This window comes from Actinomyces oris (assembly GCF_001553935.1).
GTDB classification, from domain to species: domain Bacteria; phylum Actinomycetota; class Actinomycetes; order Actinomycetales; family Actinomycetaceae; genus Actinomyces; species Actinomyces oris_A.
The window spans coordinates 1,036,090-1,050,163 of record NZ_CP014232.1; the positions used below are offsets into that span (position 1 = coordinate 1,036,090).

Below are 14,074 nucleotides of genomic sequence, written 5' to 3' on the forward strand. Positions count from 1 at the left end.
CCCGGCCACCGCGGCCGCCCGGGCCCGCCAGGCACTACCCCGTCCAGCACCCACCCATCGCCGGAATTCTTTCGGCATTTTCTCCTGTGTTCTCAGCAGCAGGTCCTAAGCAAGCCTTCAATCATTCCGGTTATGGTTCGCCTGAGCACGAGATCAGACGACCGGGAGGCGGACACGCAGATGGCACGTGGTGGGAGGGGATTCCAAGGCACAGTGCTCAAGGCGCTGCGGGCGCCTGAGCACAAGCTCACGATCACTGCAGTGCGCGAGCTGGCGCCCTACACGGAGCTGACTGTTCACTGTCCGAGCCTGCTGGGCACCGGCGCCGCCATGCTGCCGCCCACCGCCTGGGTGCGCATGTGGATCCCGCAGGGCGGCCGCCAGCACCAGCGCGCCTACACCATCACCCGTGTCAACCGCGAGCAGGCCACCGCCATCATCCTGGTCCTGCACCATGAGCCCGCAGGCCCGGCGTCGCGCTGGTCGAAGCGGGTCAAGCCGGGAGCCACCGTGTCCGTCCAGGTCATGGGCGGCACCAGCTACCGCCTGCCCTCCCCCGGCGACAAGATGCTGCTAGTGGGCGACCAGGCCTCCGCGCCAGCACTCGCCGACGCCGTCGCCGCCGCCCCGCCGAGCAGCCTGGCCACCGTCGTCATGATGGCGCCCGAGGCCGGCTTCCTGCCCTTGGCCGCGCGCGACCATCGGCTCATCCGCGTCAATCCCGGGATCTCCGAGGAGAAGCTGCTGGCCGCCGTCGACCGCACCCTGTGGGCGGACACCGGGGACCTGGCCCTGGACTGGGTGTTCATCGCCTTGGAGACCAGCGCCACCAAGGCGGTGCGGCGCCACCTGATCGCCTCCGGTCTGAGCCGGCGCAGCATCCAGCACCAGGGCTACTGGACCCGCGGCCGCGCCATGGGCACCACCCCCGAGGACTGAGGTCTGAGCCCTGCCCCACGACCCGGGCCCTGAACCCTGAGCCCGGCCGGCGTCGACTCCCCCCTCACCACCGGCCAGGCTCCGACCAGGGCACCGGCTTAGACTGGGGACGTTCGCGACCGCAACCCGTTCGCCGAGGTGCTCGACATGCGACTCATCAAGCCCGCCATTGTTGTCCTTGCCCTGACCGTCCTGGTCAACTCGATCGGGAGCCTGCTGCTCGGGTGGCAGCTCAACAGCCTCACCTCATCGCTGTGCATGCTCCTGCTCGGCCTCATCCTGCTGCAAGCCCAGAACTCGGGTCCGGGCGAGCGCAGCCTGCCGCCGTCGGGCGTTCGGCTGCTGGGGGCTGTCGGAGTCATCCTCTCCGGGCTCATGGTCGCGCGCGGCCTGTACCGGTCCGACGTCGACGTGCTCCTCGCCCTGCCCGCGCTCGGCCTGCTGGGCTACGTCCTGGCGCGCAGTCTGAGGGACCGGCGGACCCGCGTGGTCACCGCGCGCAAGACCTCGGCCCGATAGGGCCCGTCACCCACCGGCGTGGATCCGGTCCAAGATCTCGGGAACACGCCGAGTGATTGCCATCCAGAAAAGACTGTCATCCATCGAGCGATAGCCTGCGTGTGCCGCAATGTTGCGTGTGGTTCGAATGGCCCGGCGTTCGTCCTCGGAGATCGCCACCAGGTAAGGCATGAACTCAGGTCGCTCCAGCAGAGCGGCAAGTCGGATGATCACCATGCAGGCAACGTCATAGGCTTGAGCACCGTCGTAAAACTCTTCTCGTCCGTGCGCGATGACGACGTCGATCCGGTCACGAATCAGCGCAAGCTCGGCGTCCAGATTCTCACGATCATGGCGCCTTGCCCCATCCTGCCTGGTACGCGGAGTAAAGCGAGCCCGTTGACGCTCCTCGTTCACAGCGGCACCGCCTCTCGTGCGGCGTCAGTCAGCTGAACAGGTAGGGGGGAGTCGGAAACGACGTCGGTCGGGAACCCAGTGAGTCTCTCAACGTCATCGACGAACAGGGCAAGGTCGAACAGGTCGGTACTGGTCGACGGCGTGACCAGAAGGTCGATGTCAGAGTCGAAGTCATCCTCCCCGCGGACTGACGACCCGAAAACGCGGAGGTTGCTGAGGCCATGGGACTCGGCGCAGGCGAGAATCTTGTCGGCCTGCATGGCAAGCGGGAGTGACGGTCGGTAACCGGCTGCACGCAGCACCACCTCGAGCAGCTCGTCGGACACCGCACGCGCCCCGGACTCCACCTGCGTCAAGACCGACTCGTTCAAGCCAGCACGCTGGGCCAACTGAACCCGTGAGAGCCCTGCATCCAGACGCGCAGCACTAATGAGTGCTGGTGCGTCATCAGTACGGAAGCGACCCATGAGGTCAGCATATGGCACAACCAGCCGCCCGGGACCTTCGACGACGTCGATCGAGGACGTACTTTCGCGCCGAGGACTGCGCTGTCCCCCAGATGACTGGGGGCCCAGCCGCGTCGTTTGGAGGAGAAGTACGTCCTCGGCGCGAAACGCAGTCCTCGACATGCGCCGTTCGGAATCAGGACCGCCGCACGCATCGGTAGCGGCGGCGCCCCGGCCAGCGCGGGTCCGACGGCGCAGGGTCGATGTCGAAGTCGAGCGCCCGGTAGAAGCCGACGGCATCGGCGTCGGGCAGTCCCGCGGCCTCGCGCATGAGAGCCAGCATCTGCTCACTGGCCAGGTCCTGCTCCACCAGAACTCTGACTGCCGCTCTGTGCTGGACCCGGTCCGTCGTCATAACCGCATTATCCACTGACCCGCACAGCACCCAAGGCATCACAGAGGCATCACATTCTCCCTGGTCGGAACTTACTTCCCGGCTCCGGGGCCGGCGGGCCGTATAGGCTGGTGGCGACCGGGGAGTGCTCCCCGCCAACGACGACGGACCACTTGTTGAAAATGCCACAAGGATCCGGCAGGATTTTGCCCGGTCATACCATTCCCCACCATGTCCGCCCTAGAAGGTCATCTGCCATGCGACTCCTCCCACCAGTCGTCTTCACGCTTGCCACGACCGTCCTGGCCCTGACGGTCGGCGGCGGCCTGTTCGGCTGGGAAACCTCCCTCCTGACGCCTCTGAGCCTGCTGACAGTCAGTCTCATCCTCCTCCAAGCCCAGCACGTTCAGCGCGCCGAGCCCTCCCAGCGGATCCCGGGTCCCTCGATCCTCGCGCTGGCCGTCATCGGCCTGGGGCTGGCGGCCGCGCTGCTCGGCCACGGCCTCTACAGCCATGAGCCCGCCGCTGCCATCAACCTGCCGTCGGCCGGCATCCTGCTGTTCGTCGTCGTGACCGCCTACCGCCGACGCCGCCCCGAGGCCCAGCCCGTCCTCATCTCGACCCAGGAGGCCCCACTCGCAGAGATCGGTGCCAACCTGCCACAATGAGCGGCATGGTCGATCTCTCCGCAGTCTCCCCCGCCATCGCCCTGGGCCCCCTGGACGGCCGCTACCGCGCCGTCGCCGCCCCGCTGGTCAACCACCTCTCCGAGGCCGCGCTCAACCGGGCCCGCCTGCAGGTCGAGGTCGAGTGGCTCATCCACCTCACCGACGGCGGCGTCCTGCCCGGCGCCCCCCGCCTGAGCGAGACGGAGAAGGCCTACTTGCGCGGCGTCGTCGAGGACTTCGGGGCCGAGGAGATCGCCGAGCTCGGCGCCATCGAGGCCGAGACCCGCCACGACGTCAAGGCCGTCGAGTACCTCCTCAAGCGGCGCCTGGTCGCGGCCGCCCAGGCCCGCGGCGTCGTCGGCGCCGACGGCGGCCCCACCGTGCTGCCCACGGTCGGCGAGATCGTCCACATCTTCTGCACCAGCGAGGACATCAACAACCTCTCTTACGCCCTGACGATCCGGGGCGCCGTCGAGCAGGTGTGGCTGCCGGCCGCCCGCGGGCTGGTCGAGGACCTGGCCGCCATGGCCCACGAGCACGCCGACGCCGCCATGCTGGCGCGCACGCACGGCCAGCCGGCCACCCCCACGACGCTCGGCAAGGAACTGGCGGTCCTGGCCCACCGGCTGCGCCGCCAGGTGCGCCGCGTCGAGGCCACCGAGTACCTGGGCAAGATCAACGGCGCCACCGGCACCTTCGGCGCGCACGTCATCTCCGTGCCCGGCGCCGACTGGCAGGCCGTGGGGCGCGGATTCGTGGAGCACCTGGGCCTGACCTGGAACCCGCTGACCACGCAGATCGAGTCCCACGACTGGCAGGCCGAGCTCTACTCCGACGTCGCCCGCTTCAACCGGATTGCCCACAACCTGGCCACCGACGTGTGGACCTACATCTCGCTGGGCTACTTCCACCAGCGCCTGAGCGCGCAGGGCTCCACCGGCTCGTCGACCATGCCGCACAAGGTCAATCCGATCCGCTTCGAGAACGGCGAGGCCAACCTGGAGATCTCCTGCTCGCTGCTGGACACGCTGGCCGCCACTCTCGTCACCTCCCGCCTCCAGCGCGACCTCACCGACTCCACCACGCAGCGCAACGTGGGCGTGGCCCTGGGGCACTCGCTGCTGGCCGTGGACAACATCCGCCAGGGCCTGGCCGGGCTCGACGTCGACCGCGCCCGCCTGGAGGAGGACCTCGAGGCGACCTGGGAGGTGCTCGGCGAGCCCGTCCAGCAGGCGATGCGGGCGGCCGCCGTCGCCGGGGCAACCGGCATGGCCGACCCCTACGAGCGCCTCAAGGAGCTCACCCGCGGCAAGAAGGTCACGCCCGAGGGCATGCGCGAGTTCATCTCCGGGCTCGGCATGCCCGACGACGTCGAGGCGCGGCTGCTGGCCCTGACGCCCGCCACCTACACGGGTCTGGCCGCCGAGCTCGTCTCCCACCTGGACGACTGAGGGCCCGCGGGCAGGTTCGCACTGCCTCCGGAGCCGTCGGCTGGGCGTCGGCTCCTTCATGGACACATGACGCCCTTCATCGACACTCATGGTCGCTCATCGACACTTTCGGGCCCTTCATCAACACTCTACGGCCCTTCATGAACATCTCATCGACACTTCATGGACACTCTGGGACCCTTCATCGACACTTCATGTACAATTGACATGTGATTGTCGATCTGACTGACCTCACGGAAGCCCTCGCTCGTTTGGCACTGGAGGGCGGCGACTGCCTTGAGATCGAGGCGAAGACATTCTCCGAGTACTCCCGCAACGCCCTCGGTCCCACGCTGTCGGCCTTCGCGAATCTTCCTGGAGGCGGCACCATCCTCCTGGGCGTCGGCGAGGATCCGGTTGCCGTCGTCGGGGTCCAGGACCCGCACGAGCTCCAGCAGGCCCTCATCTCCCAGGCTCGTCAGGGCTTCTCCACCGAGATTGCTGTCGATACGCACGCCATCACCGTTGAGGGCAAGACCGTCGTCGCCGCCAACGTGCAGGAAGTTCCCGTCAACAGCAAGCCATGCCGGTGGAGGGAGACGGGGGCGGCGTACCTCCGCCAGTACGACGGCGACTACCGCATGTCGCAGCAGGAGGAGCAGCAGCTCCTTCTGCGCCACCAACGTCCTCGGCAGGACTCCGTTGCCGTTCCCGGCACCTCCATCGACAGCCTCGACAACGATCTGGTTCAGCGCTTTCTCCGAGCGGTTCGTGCCGGCTCCACCGCACTCAGCGGACAATCCGATACCGAGGTCCTCCTCAACCTGAACATCCTCACCGAGGACGGAGAGGCTACCCGGGCAGGGCTGTACGCGCTGGGCCGTTATCCCCAAAGGCAGTTCCCCGGCCTGTCCATCACAGCCGCCGTCACCGACACGAATGACGCGGTCAGGGCAACAGATCGGCTCACGATCGCGGGCCCCCTGCCTCAGATGCTCGCCGACGCCGTCGACTGGGTCGCACGCACCACGCAGACACGCATCCAGTTCGGGGATGACGGACATGGCCGCGATGTCCACGAGTTCCCGCTCGTCGCGGTTCGTGAGCTCATCGCCAACGCTCTCGTCCACCGAGACCTCTCCGAGCCAGCGCTGTCGAAGGGGATTGAGATTCGTCTGCTGCACGACCGCCTCGTCATCTCCAGCCCAGGTGGCCTGTGGGGGCTGAGCGTGGATCAGCTCGGCACACGCGACGGGAAGTCTGCGGTCAACGAGCACCTCTACACCATCTGCACCTTCGCCACGGACCACGAGGGACGGCGCGTGATCGAAGGCTTGGGCTCCGGTATTCGGGAGGTCCGTCGCGCCCTGCGAGAGGCAGACATGGAACCCGTCCGCTTTCAGGACACCGGCGTGCGCTTCACGGCTCTGCTTCCCCGAAGCGCGCTCCTCTCACCTGAGGATCTCACCTGGTTGTCCGGCCTTGAAGCCCAGGGCCTCGGCATCGAGCAGCGCCACGCACTGGTCGAGATGCGGCACGGAAAGTCGTGGACGAACTCCTCCTATCGCCGTCGCTTCGGCTGCGACTCCCAGCAGGCCCGTCGTCAGCTCCAGGAGCTGGTGAACCGGGGCTACGCCGAGGCCCAAGGACAACGCGGCTCCACCTCCTACGTCCTGGCCGCCAACCGCACTCGACCGACTTCCGGCACCACAGACATCACTGTTCCCACCGAGATCTCCGCCCTGTCCACCAACACGCCCGCCGTCTGGGCCAGCCTCGAGGACGGGCCGCGCACGCGCCAGCAGATCGTCGAGGCCACAGGCCTGTCACCGCGCCAGGTGACGTACGCGCTCAAACATCTCGAGGAGGCCGGATTCGTTGAGAAAGATGGCCGTCGAGGTGACACCACCACCACGTACCGCCGCGCCTGATGGGCGGGCCCGCCAAAGTCATCTCCCACCTGGACGACTGAGGGCCCGCGGGCAGGTCCAACACTGACCCAGTGTCCACAGCGCTGACATTAGCGCGCCAGCCGTCGAAGCGCCTGGCACAGACAGCACAGAAGATCCCCGGCTCATGGAGTACGCCCGAACCGTAAGGCAGCGATCCCTCCGATCATCGCCGTCTCCACCACACCCAGCGCGATTCGACTTCCCCACGATGCACAAAGCTAACCAGAGGAAATTCTTGCATGAGCGAATGTCCTGTCTCTATAGATTGAGAACGCGCGAGGCATCGCATCCAGAATAATTCACTCAACTCCAGGTCAAACCGTAGACCGTCGACGATGCCACAAACAGGAGAACGGACACTATCGCGAACATCGCCTTAGCCCCCGTCCCGGAAGATCGAATTGAGCCGACGGCACCAAGCAACGCAGCAACCATTCCGACGGCAGCCAACATCCGGGCGGCCAGCACATGCCCGTCATCGACAGCGACAAGAATACCGGCCGCAGCTGTAGCGGTAGCACCGACGACAAGCCCAACGATTGTCCTCACACGAACAGAATTCCCAGAACCGGCAGATTCATTCATAGAAAATACTCCTGTCTAGAAGGGCGCTAGACACCTCTGTACCGAAGGATCATCGCAGAAACTCAACTTCCATCGATTATCCATGCGACTGACGACCATTGCGAGCATGACGCTGACATGAGAGGGAGAGCCGCTCGACATCAACTCTAGGCCAGCATCAGAGGGAAGCGCCGATGAGACATCACTTATCAGAATAGCACAGATCACGTCGAACTGAGACCCAAAAGCCGATCAAGATCGCCCCGGCAAATCAGGAAGTCGGGGACCGGAGGAAGTGGCCGACAAGACTCATCTGGAGTGCCCGCGAAGGGGATTCATTACCTCACTGAAAAATGCCCGCAAAACTCGTGGGCCGTGGTGCGCACGATAAGTGGGTTGCCCGGTGCTGGCCGGGGCCGTGATCTCCCCAACCTGTTGGGGACGGCCTGTTGCATCAGGTACTTTCCCAAGCCCGGGCAGTCAGCCCCGTAGGTCTGGATCAGGCGCTGGTAGACGCCCCCGGAGGCCTGGACCGGAGTGTGGTGCTCACCGGCGAGCAGAACCTCGAGACGCCTGGCCTGGGTGTCGACGAGCAGGCTGGCTCGGGTGTGCAGGGTGCGCCTGGGCGAGAGGCAGGCTCGATCAGAGCCTCAGCCCGACTATCAGACCTGACACCACCCGAACTGCACGAGGGTCGGGATCCACTGGCAGAGGGTCGGGTGTACTCCACAGGGTCCGGGGATTCGTGCAGTACGCACAACCCCCGACCAATACACCCCCACCCTCGTGCAGTAGGCCGCTCTAAAGTGGACCCTGCCCAGGTCATCGTCGAACCATAACTTCTGGGGCCCCTGCGCGAGCACCTGAAGGGGCCAGGCAGGGACCAGTGGGATTGCCCCCGAGGTGAAAGAACCTGGATGCGCCGCCAAGACCCTGGCGGACCCACTCCCCACACAGCCACGTGTCCACAGCACTGACATTAGCGCGCCAGCCCTCGAAGCGCCCGACACAGATCGTTGAAATCCCGCGGTTTCTTCTCGGCGAGCGGCGCCGGTACGGGGTTAATGTCAGCACCGTGGACACTTCCGGTCCTTCATCGACACTCCACGGCCTTTCATGAACACTTCATCGACACTTCATGGACACTTTCGGGCCCTTCATCGACAATCGGGGCCTTCTCGTGGACACTTCGGCGCGTTCCAGGTTCCGGGGCCAGGCGGCGCCCGGCTACCCGACGGCGGCTGAGGGCTGGGCCGGGGGTACGGCGCCCCCGGTCAGGAGCTGGCGGGCGCACAGCCCGGCGATGCACTCCTCGGCCGGGTTGAGGCCGAGCCGGTTGACGTCGATGTGCAGCAGGTCCAGGGCCCGGCGCCCGCCGGTGCCCGCCCCCATGACGCCGATGGCGCGCCCGGCGTCGTCGGCCAGCTCACCCACGGCAGCCGCCGCCTGGCTCCAGGACGGGATCTCATCGAACTGGAACTCGATGACCTCCAGCAACTGCTGAACGATCGGCCCCAGGGCGCTGCCGTCGCGCAGGTGCGCGGGGAGCCGAGAGCCCCACATCCGCAAGTGGGCGGAGAGCAGCTCGGCCTCGGGCAGCGGCGCGCTGCGGGCCGCCAGCGCCAGGAACCGCGCCGCCAGGGCCGCCCGCGGCACCGGCCTCGGGATCTGCCAGACCTGGTGGTCCAGGCACCATCGGCTCGAGACGTAGAAGTGCCGCTCGGCCTCCTCGACACCGGCCACACCCCCGTACTTGTCGTACTCGGGGCCGTAGACGCCGAAGGTGATGCCGGGCCGGCTGGCGCCGATCCCCCCGGTCATCGGATCGGAGACGAGGCGCTCGACCGTGCGCGCCTCGGTCCGCTGAGCCACGGCCCCCAGCTCGCGCATGCTCGCGTAGGCCTCATCCAGGACGCCCTCAACGGCCTTGAGCCGCAGCCGGATGTGGTGGCCGCGCAGGTCGACGAAGCGCAGGAAGTGCGCCGAGCGGATGTCCCACTGGCCGCGGGCCCGATCCAGCCACTGGGCGACCTCGGGCAGCAGGGCGTCGGTGTCGTCCCCGCCGGCGCAGTAGATCCGCGCATACAGCCAGCCGACGCCCTCACGCTGACCGGCCATCGCCGCGCCCCGCTGACGCGTCGCGCTGTGCTGGGCGCGCAGGTTGCCGAAGTCGGCGGCCGCCATCTCCAGGGGCTGGATCCCTGGGATCGAGCCGCCATCCTGCGACGTCGCGCCCCCCAGGCCAACCATTCCGGCCTGACCGCCCTGACCGCCCTGACTGGGCTGGCCACCCTGGCCCACCTGGCCCACTTGGCCCACCTGATCCATCTGGCCCACCTGGCTCGCCTGGCCCACCTGGCTCGCCGGCCCGGTGCGCTCCGCCTGCTCACTGGCCCGCGAGCGCCCCCCGAGCCAGCGCAGCCTGCGGGAGCGGATGAGCCGGCTGGGCTGGTTGCGCTGCTCGCGCCGGCTGGACTGGACGTCGTCGTGCGTGCTCATGCCATGCCTCCCAGGTTCTTGGGCCACTGGAGTCCCACCAGGTACTCGGCCACCGTCGGCTCACCATCCTGGGTGAGCCCCAGGGCCTCGCCGCGGGCCGGCAGGGCCTCGACGAAGCTGATGTGGGCGGCGCCGGGGTCGATCCAGCCGCGCAGCGCCAGCAGCGACACCGGTGAGGTGAGGTCCACGTAGCGGGGCTTGTGCTGGTCGAAGGTGGCGCCCTGGGAGGGCATGTGCTGGTGGACGAACACCTCCGTGGGTATGCCCCACTGCTTGCGCAGGTCGTCCATGTGCAGCAGGGTCGTGGTCAGGTCGCGGTCCATGAGCGGGGCGATCTGGTGGGCCGGGAAGGTCCAGGACTCGCGGCGGGTCACCAGACGGCCGGCCACGGTCCGCTCGGAGTGCATCACCTCGTCGGGCAGGGGCCCGTTCAGGTCCCGACGGCGGCTGGTCCAGTGGTCCGCGAAGGGGGGCAGCCGGGACCAGGGGTCGCTCAGCAGCACCAGCCAGGACAGGTAGCCGCCCAGGAGGTACTGGGGGGTCAGGCCCAGGTAGGCCAGCCCAACGGGCCCGGCGTCATCGGCCAGGAACAGGGTGCTCGTGGCCGGGTCGTGGACGAGCCGCAGGGAGCTGAGGGGGACCGCCTCCGGCGCCCCCGGCTCACCGGGCAGCCCCAGCGGCGGCAGGAGCCCGCAGGAGACGGCCTGACCGGTGTTGCACTCGGTGCTGGCCTGGATCTCCAGGACCCGCTCGGTGCCCCAGGAGGTGCGAATCCGTGTGGCCAGGCGCTCCCGGAAACCGGAGCCCAGGAGCCGGTGGAAGCGGGCCTGGAGGGAGCCGTTGGCGTTGGTGAAGGCGTTGACGACGGTCAGGCCCCCGCCGGCGGCGTAGGTCCGGGCGCTGGGGGCCACCGGCTGGAGGAAGGCGCCCAGGTGCCTGGGAGAGCCGGAGAGCCCACCGGACAGGGCGGCCCGCTCCTCGTCGGGGCCGGCGGCGTAGTCGAGCCCGGCGGCGCGCAGCATCTCCTGGTCGCCGTCGGGGGCGTGGGCGATGGTCATGAAGAAGGCCAGCGGGTCCTTGCACACCCCGCCGTTGCCGAACAGGGAGACGAAGCGGGCCACCATGAGGTCGTAGATGTGGGAGCGGGCCACCCAGGGGTCGGCAAGCTCACCCAGGGTCTTGACGTCCTGCTCGAAGGGGGCGTCCTCGAGAGGGTCGACCCAGCTGCGGGGCGACTCGCGGTCCTCGTAGAGGAAGCCGCTGGGCCTCTCGCCGAGCTCGCCGTCGGGGAAGACCCGCTCGGCCAGGCGCACCGTGCGGTTGAGGAGCTCGGCGCGGCCGGGCCCGTCGGCGGCGCCGACGGCGTCGTCGAGCCGGGCCAGCCAGGCCAGGTCCTTGCCCCACTGGCGCTGCTGCTCCGGTGAGAGCGAGGCGGCCAGCAGCGGGAAGGGGTTCTCCCCGCGGTACCAGGGCACGTGCGGCACGATGGCGCCGGAGGCCAGCAGCCGCTCCAGGCGCAGGCGCGGGTCGGCGCCGCCCACGCGCTCGCAGGCGTCGCGCACGCTGAGCACGGCGTGCATGCCGCCGCCGGTGAGGGCGTCGTGGGTCTCCTGGAGCCAACGGGCGGGCTGGATGGTCTCCTGGCGGAAGACCATGCCGTTGCCGTACTCGTGCTCGCCGACGACGGTCAGCGCCTCCGCCTCGACCTCCCGGGAGGGGTACTGGCCGTAGGCGCCGGCCGCGTCCGGGCCGGGAGCGGCGCTGTAGGACCGGCGCACGGGGGCGGGCTCGAGGTAGAGGGCGCCGTCGGCGGCCAGGTCCTGGGCGGTGGCGCTCAGGATGCGGTAGGCCAGGTGGGTGGCCACCATGCGGTGGCTGCGCCCGGTGGAGGGCTGGCCCGCCTCGTTGACGGTGGTCAGTCCTGAGAAGGGGCTGGTCTTGAGGGCGGCCCGGGTGGCCAGGGTGTAGAGGGTGCGCAGGACGCGGGGGTCCTCGAGCCGACGGCCGCGGGCGGCCAGGGTGGAGACCAGGGCCGGGGCGGCGATCGCCAGGGCCTCCTGGTAGCCGGGCTCGTCGAGGCCGGCCGCCAGCAGCTCGCGGCTGCGGTCCAGGTCGACGTCGACCAGGACGGCCAGGCGGGCGCGGGTCTCCTCCTTACGGGCCACCAGGGCGTCCCAGCGCTCCAGCAGCGCGCGCAGCTCGGCGGGCAGGGCCGCCAGGACCTCCTCGGACAGGTCGGTGGCGCGCCCCTGGAAGACGCAGCGCTTGGCGCGCAGGACCGGGCGGCGCTCGGCCTTGTCCAGGGTGGGGACGATCTCGTAGAGCGGGTCGAGCAGCTGGTCGGCGGCGCCGTCGAGCACCTCGTCGAGCCGACGCAGGTAGTCCAGGGTGCCGATGACGGCGGCGCTGGTCTCGGGGACGGCCCGCACCGGCAGCCCGCCCAGGCGCACGAGGGTCGGCAGGGCCACGGCGGGCTGGGCCAGGGCCGGGGGCTCCGGTGCCGGTACCGGCGCTGGTACGGCGGAGGTCGGAGCGGATGGGATGGGCTCCCCGGGGGTCACGGCGGATACGGGCTGCGGCTGTGGCTGTTGGGAGGGGGAGGCACCGGCACGAGAGAGAACCGGCTGCGTCATAGGAGGAAACCTTTCAAGAGGGCGTACAGCCAGTAGCCTATCCATACAACGCTCATGACGAAGGCCACCAGTCCGAGAAGAGAGCACGCCAGCCCGTAGATGAAGTAGCCCCAGCGCACCGCGGGCCGCATGACGGCCAGGGCCGGCGGCAGCGGCTGGCGCCTCAGGACGCAGCGCAGCACGAACATGGAGCGCCCGCGCAGGTTGACCGAGCCGGTGGCCGCCTCGACCGCGGCGACGCCGTCGGACTGGGTGAGGGGGTTGAGGTTGGTGACGAGCATCGTGAGCTGGAAGGCGCACAGGGTCAGGGCCACCTGGCGCACCGTTCCCGTCGAGGCCCAGGCGACGGCCGCCTCCAGTCCGCAGACGACGCCGTCGGAGAAGATGCCCGCCAGGGCCAGCATGGTCAGCCCGCGCCGGGAGCGCACCCGGTAGGAGTCGGTGCGGTCGACGTAGGCGATGGGGATCGCCCAGAACATGAGCGCCACCCCCAATCCGCGGATGGGGGTGCCCAGGTATCCGGCGACGATGGCGTGCCAGGACTCGTGCAGCAGGATGCTCACCAGCTGGATCGCCACCGCCGTGACGAGGACCAGGAGGCCCGGGCGGGGTCCCCCGGCCAGGGAGCTGAGCGCCATGGCCCCGGCCGCGTACCCGCAGGCGGCCAGGGCCAGGAAGACCCAGCTGAGCGCGGGGGCCGGCAGGCGCTGGAGCAGGGTGACGATCGGAGCGACGATCCGGTGGTACTTGCGGGCGATGATGATGCGGGGCAACCACCAGCCCCCGCTGCGGCGGGGCCTCTCGACCTTGAGGTGGCGGGCCCGGCGGGGCTGGGCGGTGTGGCGTCCGCGGCTGCGCCTGGTGCGCGCCGGGGCCGCCGAAGCGTCGGGGGCGGCGGAGGCGGGGTCGCCGCCCGCCAGGAGGCCCTTGTCGCGCAGGTTGTCGACCAGGCCCGTGATGCGCTTGGCACCCGCCTCGTCGATGTCCTGGGGGAGCTCCTCAATGATGGTCGGCAGAGGGCGCACCCCGTCGAACTGGCCCACGATGAAGGCGGCGGCCGCGCCGAGCCGGTGGTACTTGCCCGAGTCGGAGTCGAACAGCATCGGCTGGTTGTCCATCCCGACGATGAGGCTCACCCCGCGGCGCAGGCGCGGGATCGGGCTCGTCGGGCGGCTACCAGGGATCGTCGGCGTTGTCCTCGCCGTACTCATCACCGTGCTCATCGTGGGCTCGTGGCTCCCTCCGGTCGGTTCGCGGGCATCCGGGGTACCGCCAGTGGCGGGCAGGGGACCCCGGTCCCCTGCCCGCCACCATGGGGTCGTCAGCAGGACGTCGTCGACGCGCTGGCGGCGCAGGCCGGGCACGAGGCCGAGGCCGCGCTGGCCGGGCACGAGGCCGAGGCGGCGCTGGCCGGACAGGACGCGCTGGCGCTGCTGAAGGCACAACCCAGGGCGTTGCCCTCGGGCAGCTCCTCGACGCCGAAGTCACTGTCGGCGAGGGTGAGATCAATCGAGCTGTTCGTCATATGCTGTTCACCTCCTTCTCTCAGATGTCTGGTGGGCAGGAGCGGGGCCCGTTCGGGCCCCGGGGGTCCGGTCTGCCGGGACCGGGCCCCAACCCCGCGAACGGGGTGG

At 69.1% G+C, this 14,074-nt stretch carries 13 protein-coding genes; 5 read left to right on the forward strand and 8 right to left on the reverse strand.

Annotated features, from left to right (window positions below):
• Positions 1–180: 180 nt before the first annotated feature.
• Positions 181–939: a siderophore-interacting protein gene (locus tag AXE84_RS04410; protein WP_060956992.1), complete on the forward strand. Its 759-nt coding sequence runs from the start codon at positions 181–183 to the stop codon at positions 937–939.
• A 147-nt stretch (positions 940–1,086) separates the two neighbouring features.
• The gene (locus tag AXE84_RS04415) at positions 1,087–1,458 is read left to right on the forward strand and encodes a hypothetical protein (RefSeq protein ID WP_060956993.1); all 372 of its coding nucleotides are present in this window, start codon (positions 1,087–1,089) and stop codon (positions 1,456–1,458) included.
• A gap of 6 nt (positions 1,459–1,464) precedes the next feature.
• Here AXE84_RS04415 and AXE84_RS13220 read toward each other — a convergent pair whose 3' ends face one another.
• The 3 genes from AXE84_RS13220 to AXE84_RS12485 form a co-directional block, all read right to left on the reverse strand.
• Positions 1,465–1,854: a hypothetical protein gene (locus AXE84_RS13220; protein ID WP_060956994.1), complete on the reverse strand. Its 390-nt coding sequence runs from the start codon at positions 1,852–1,854 to the stop codon at positions 1,465–1,467.
• On the reverse strand, positions 1,851–2,225 hold the full coding sequence (locus AXE84_RS04425) for a nucleotidyltransferase family protein (protein WP_236750147.1): 375 nt from the start codon (positions 2,223–2,225) through the stop codon (positions 1,851–1,853). Before AXE84_RS04425 ends, AXE84_RS13220 begins: the two co-directional genes overlap by 4 nt.
• 271 nt (positions 2,226–2,496) lie before the next feature.
• Positions 2,497–2,715 carry a hypothetical protein gene (locus AXE84_RS12485; RefSeq protein WP_081093059.1) on the reverse strand — a complete coding sequence of 73 codons (219 nt, stop codon included), beginning with the start codon at positions 2,713–2,715 and terminating at the stop codon, positions 2,497–2,499.
• Positions 2,716–2,951: 236 nt separating this feature from the next.
• On the opposite strand from AXE84_RS12485, the gene AXE84_RS04430 reads away from it, so the two are divergent.
• From AXE84_RS04430 to AXE84_RS04440, 3 genes are all read left to right on the forward strand, one after another.
• Positions 2,952–3,362: a hypothetical protein gene (locus tag AXE84_RS04430; protein WP_060956996.1), complete on the forward strand. Its 411-nt coding sequence runs from the start codon at positions 2,952–2,954 to the stop codon at positions 3,360–3,362.
• A gap of 5 nt (positions 3,363–3,367) precedes the next feature.
• Positions 3,368–4,813 (forward strand): adenylosuccinate lyase, encoded by a 1,446-nt coding sequence (purB, locus tag AXE84_RS04435; RefSeq protein WP_060956997.1) that lies wholly within the window; start codon positions 3,368–3,370, stop codon positions 4,811–4,813.
• A 209-nt stretch (positions 4,814–5,022) separates the two neighbouring features.
• The gene (locus AXE84_RS04440) at positions 5,023–6,723 is read left to right on the forward strand and encodes an ATP-binding protein (RefSeq protein WP_060956998.1); all 1,701 of its coding nucleotides are present in this window, start codon (positions 5,023–5,025) and stop codon (positions 6,721–6,723) included.
• 324 nt (positions 6,724–7,047) lie between these two features.
• On the opposite strand, the gene AXE84_RS04445 is transcribed toward AXE84_RS04440, so the two are convergent.
• The 5 genes from AXE84_RS04445 to AXE84_RS04465 all read right to left on the reverse strand — a co-directional run bounded on the left by AXE84_RS04445 (position 7,048) and on the right by AXE84_RS04465 (position 13,965).
• Entirely contained in the window at positions 7,048–7,329 is a 282-nt protein-coding gene (locus AXE84_RS04445) for a hypothetical protein (protein ID WP_150116246.1), read from the reverse strand.
• Between the two features lie 1,206 nt (positions 7,330–8,535).
• The gene (locus AXE84_RS04450; protein ID WP_060957000.1) at positions 8,536–9,807 is read right to left on the reverse strand and encodes a thiopeptide-type bacteriocin biosynthesis protein; all 1,272 of its coding nucleotides are present in this window, start codon (positions 9,805–9,807) and stop codon (positions 8,536–8,538) included.
• Positions 9,804–12,440: a lantibiotic dehydratase gene (locus AXE84_RS04455; RefSeq protein WP_081093061.1), complete on the reverse strand. Its 2,637-nt coding sequence runs from the start codon at positions 12,438–12,440 to the stop codon at positions 9,804–9,806. The genes AXE84_RS04450 and AXE84_RS04455 overlap by 4 nt, the downstream gene beginning before the upstream one ends.
• Entirely contained in the window at positions 12,437–13,663 is a 1,227-nt protein-coding gene (locus tag AXE84_RS04460; RefSeq protein WP_060957001.1) for a PqqD family protein, read from the reverse strand. The genes AXE84_RS04455 and AXE84_RS04460 overlap by 4 nt, the downstream gene beginning before the upstream one ends.
• 98 nt (positions 13,664–13,761) lie before the next feature.
• Positions 13,762–13,965, reverse strand: a complete 204-nt coding sequence (locus tag AXE84_RS04465; protein ID WP_020992058.1) for a thiocillin family RiPP — start codon at positions 13,963–13,965, stop codon at positions 13,762–13,764.
• Positions 13,966–14,074: the final 109 nt, after the last annotated feature.

Coding starts and splice junctions, on each gene's coding strand:
- AXE84_RS04410 (WP_060956992.1), top strand. CDS start 181: ATGGCACGTGGTGGGAGGGGATTCCAAGGCACAGTGCTCAAGGCGCTG.
- AXE84_RS04415 (WP_060956993.1), top strand. CDS start 1,087: ATGCGACTCATCAAGCCCGCCATTGTTGTCCTTGCCCTGACCGTCCTG.
- AXE84_RS12485 (WP_081093059.1), bottom strand. CDS start 2,715: ATGACGACGGACCGGGTCCAGCACAGAGCGGCAGTCAGAGTTCTGGTG.
- AXE84_RS04430 (WP_060956996.1), top strand. CDS start 2,952: ATGCGACTCCTCCCACCAGTCGTCTTCACGCTTGCCACGACCGTCCTG.
- purB (WP_060956997.1), top strand. CDS start 3,368: ATGGTCGATCTCTCCGCAGTCTCCCCCGCCATCGCCCTGGGCCCCCTG.
- AXE84_RS04445 (WP_150116246.1), bottom strand. CDS start 7,329: ATGAATGAATCTGCCGGTTCTGGGAATTCTGTTCGTGTGAGGACAATC.
- AXE84_RS04450 (WP_060957000.1), bottom strand. CDS start 9,807: ATGAGCACGCACGACGACGTCCAGTCCAGCCGGCGCGAGCAGCGCAAC.
- AXE84_RS04455 (WP_081093061.1), bottom strand. CDS start 12,440: ATGACGCAGCCGGTTCTCTCTCGTGCCGGTGCCTCCCCCTCCCAACAG.
- AXE84_RS04460 (WP_060957001.1), bottom strand. CDS start 13,663: ATGAGCACGGTGATGAGTACGGCGAGGACAACGCCGACGATCCCTGGT.
- AXE84_RS04465 (WP_020992058.1), bottom strand. CDS start 13,965: ATGACGAACAGCTCGATTGATCTCACCCTCGCCGACAGTGACTTCGGC.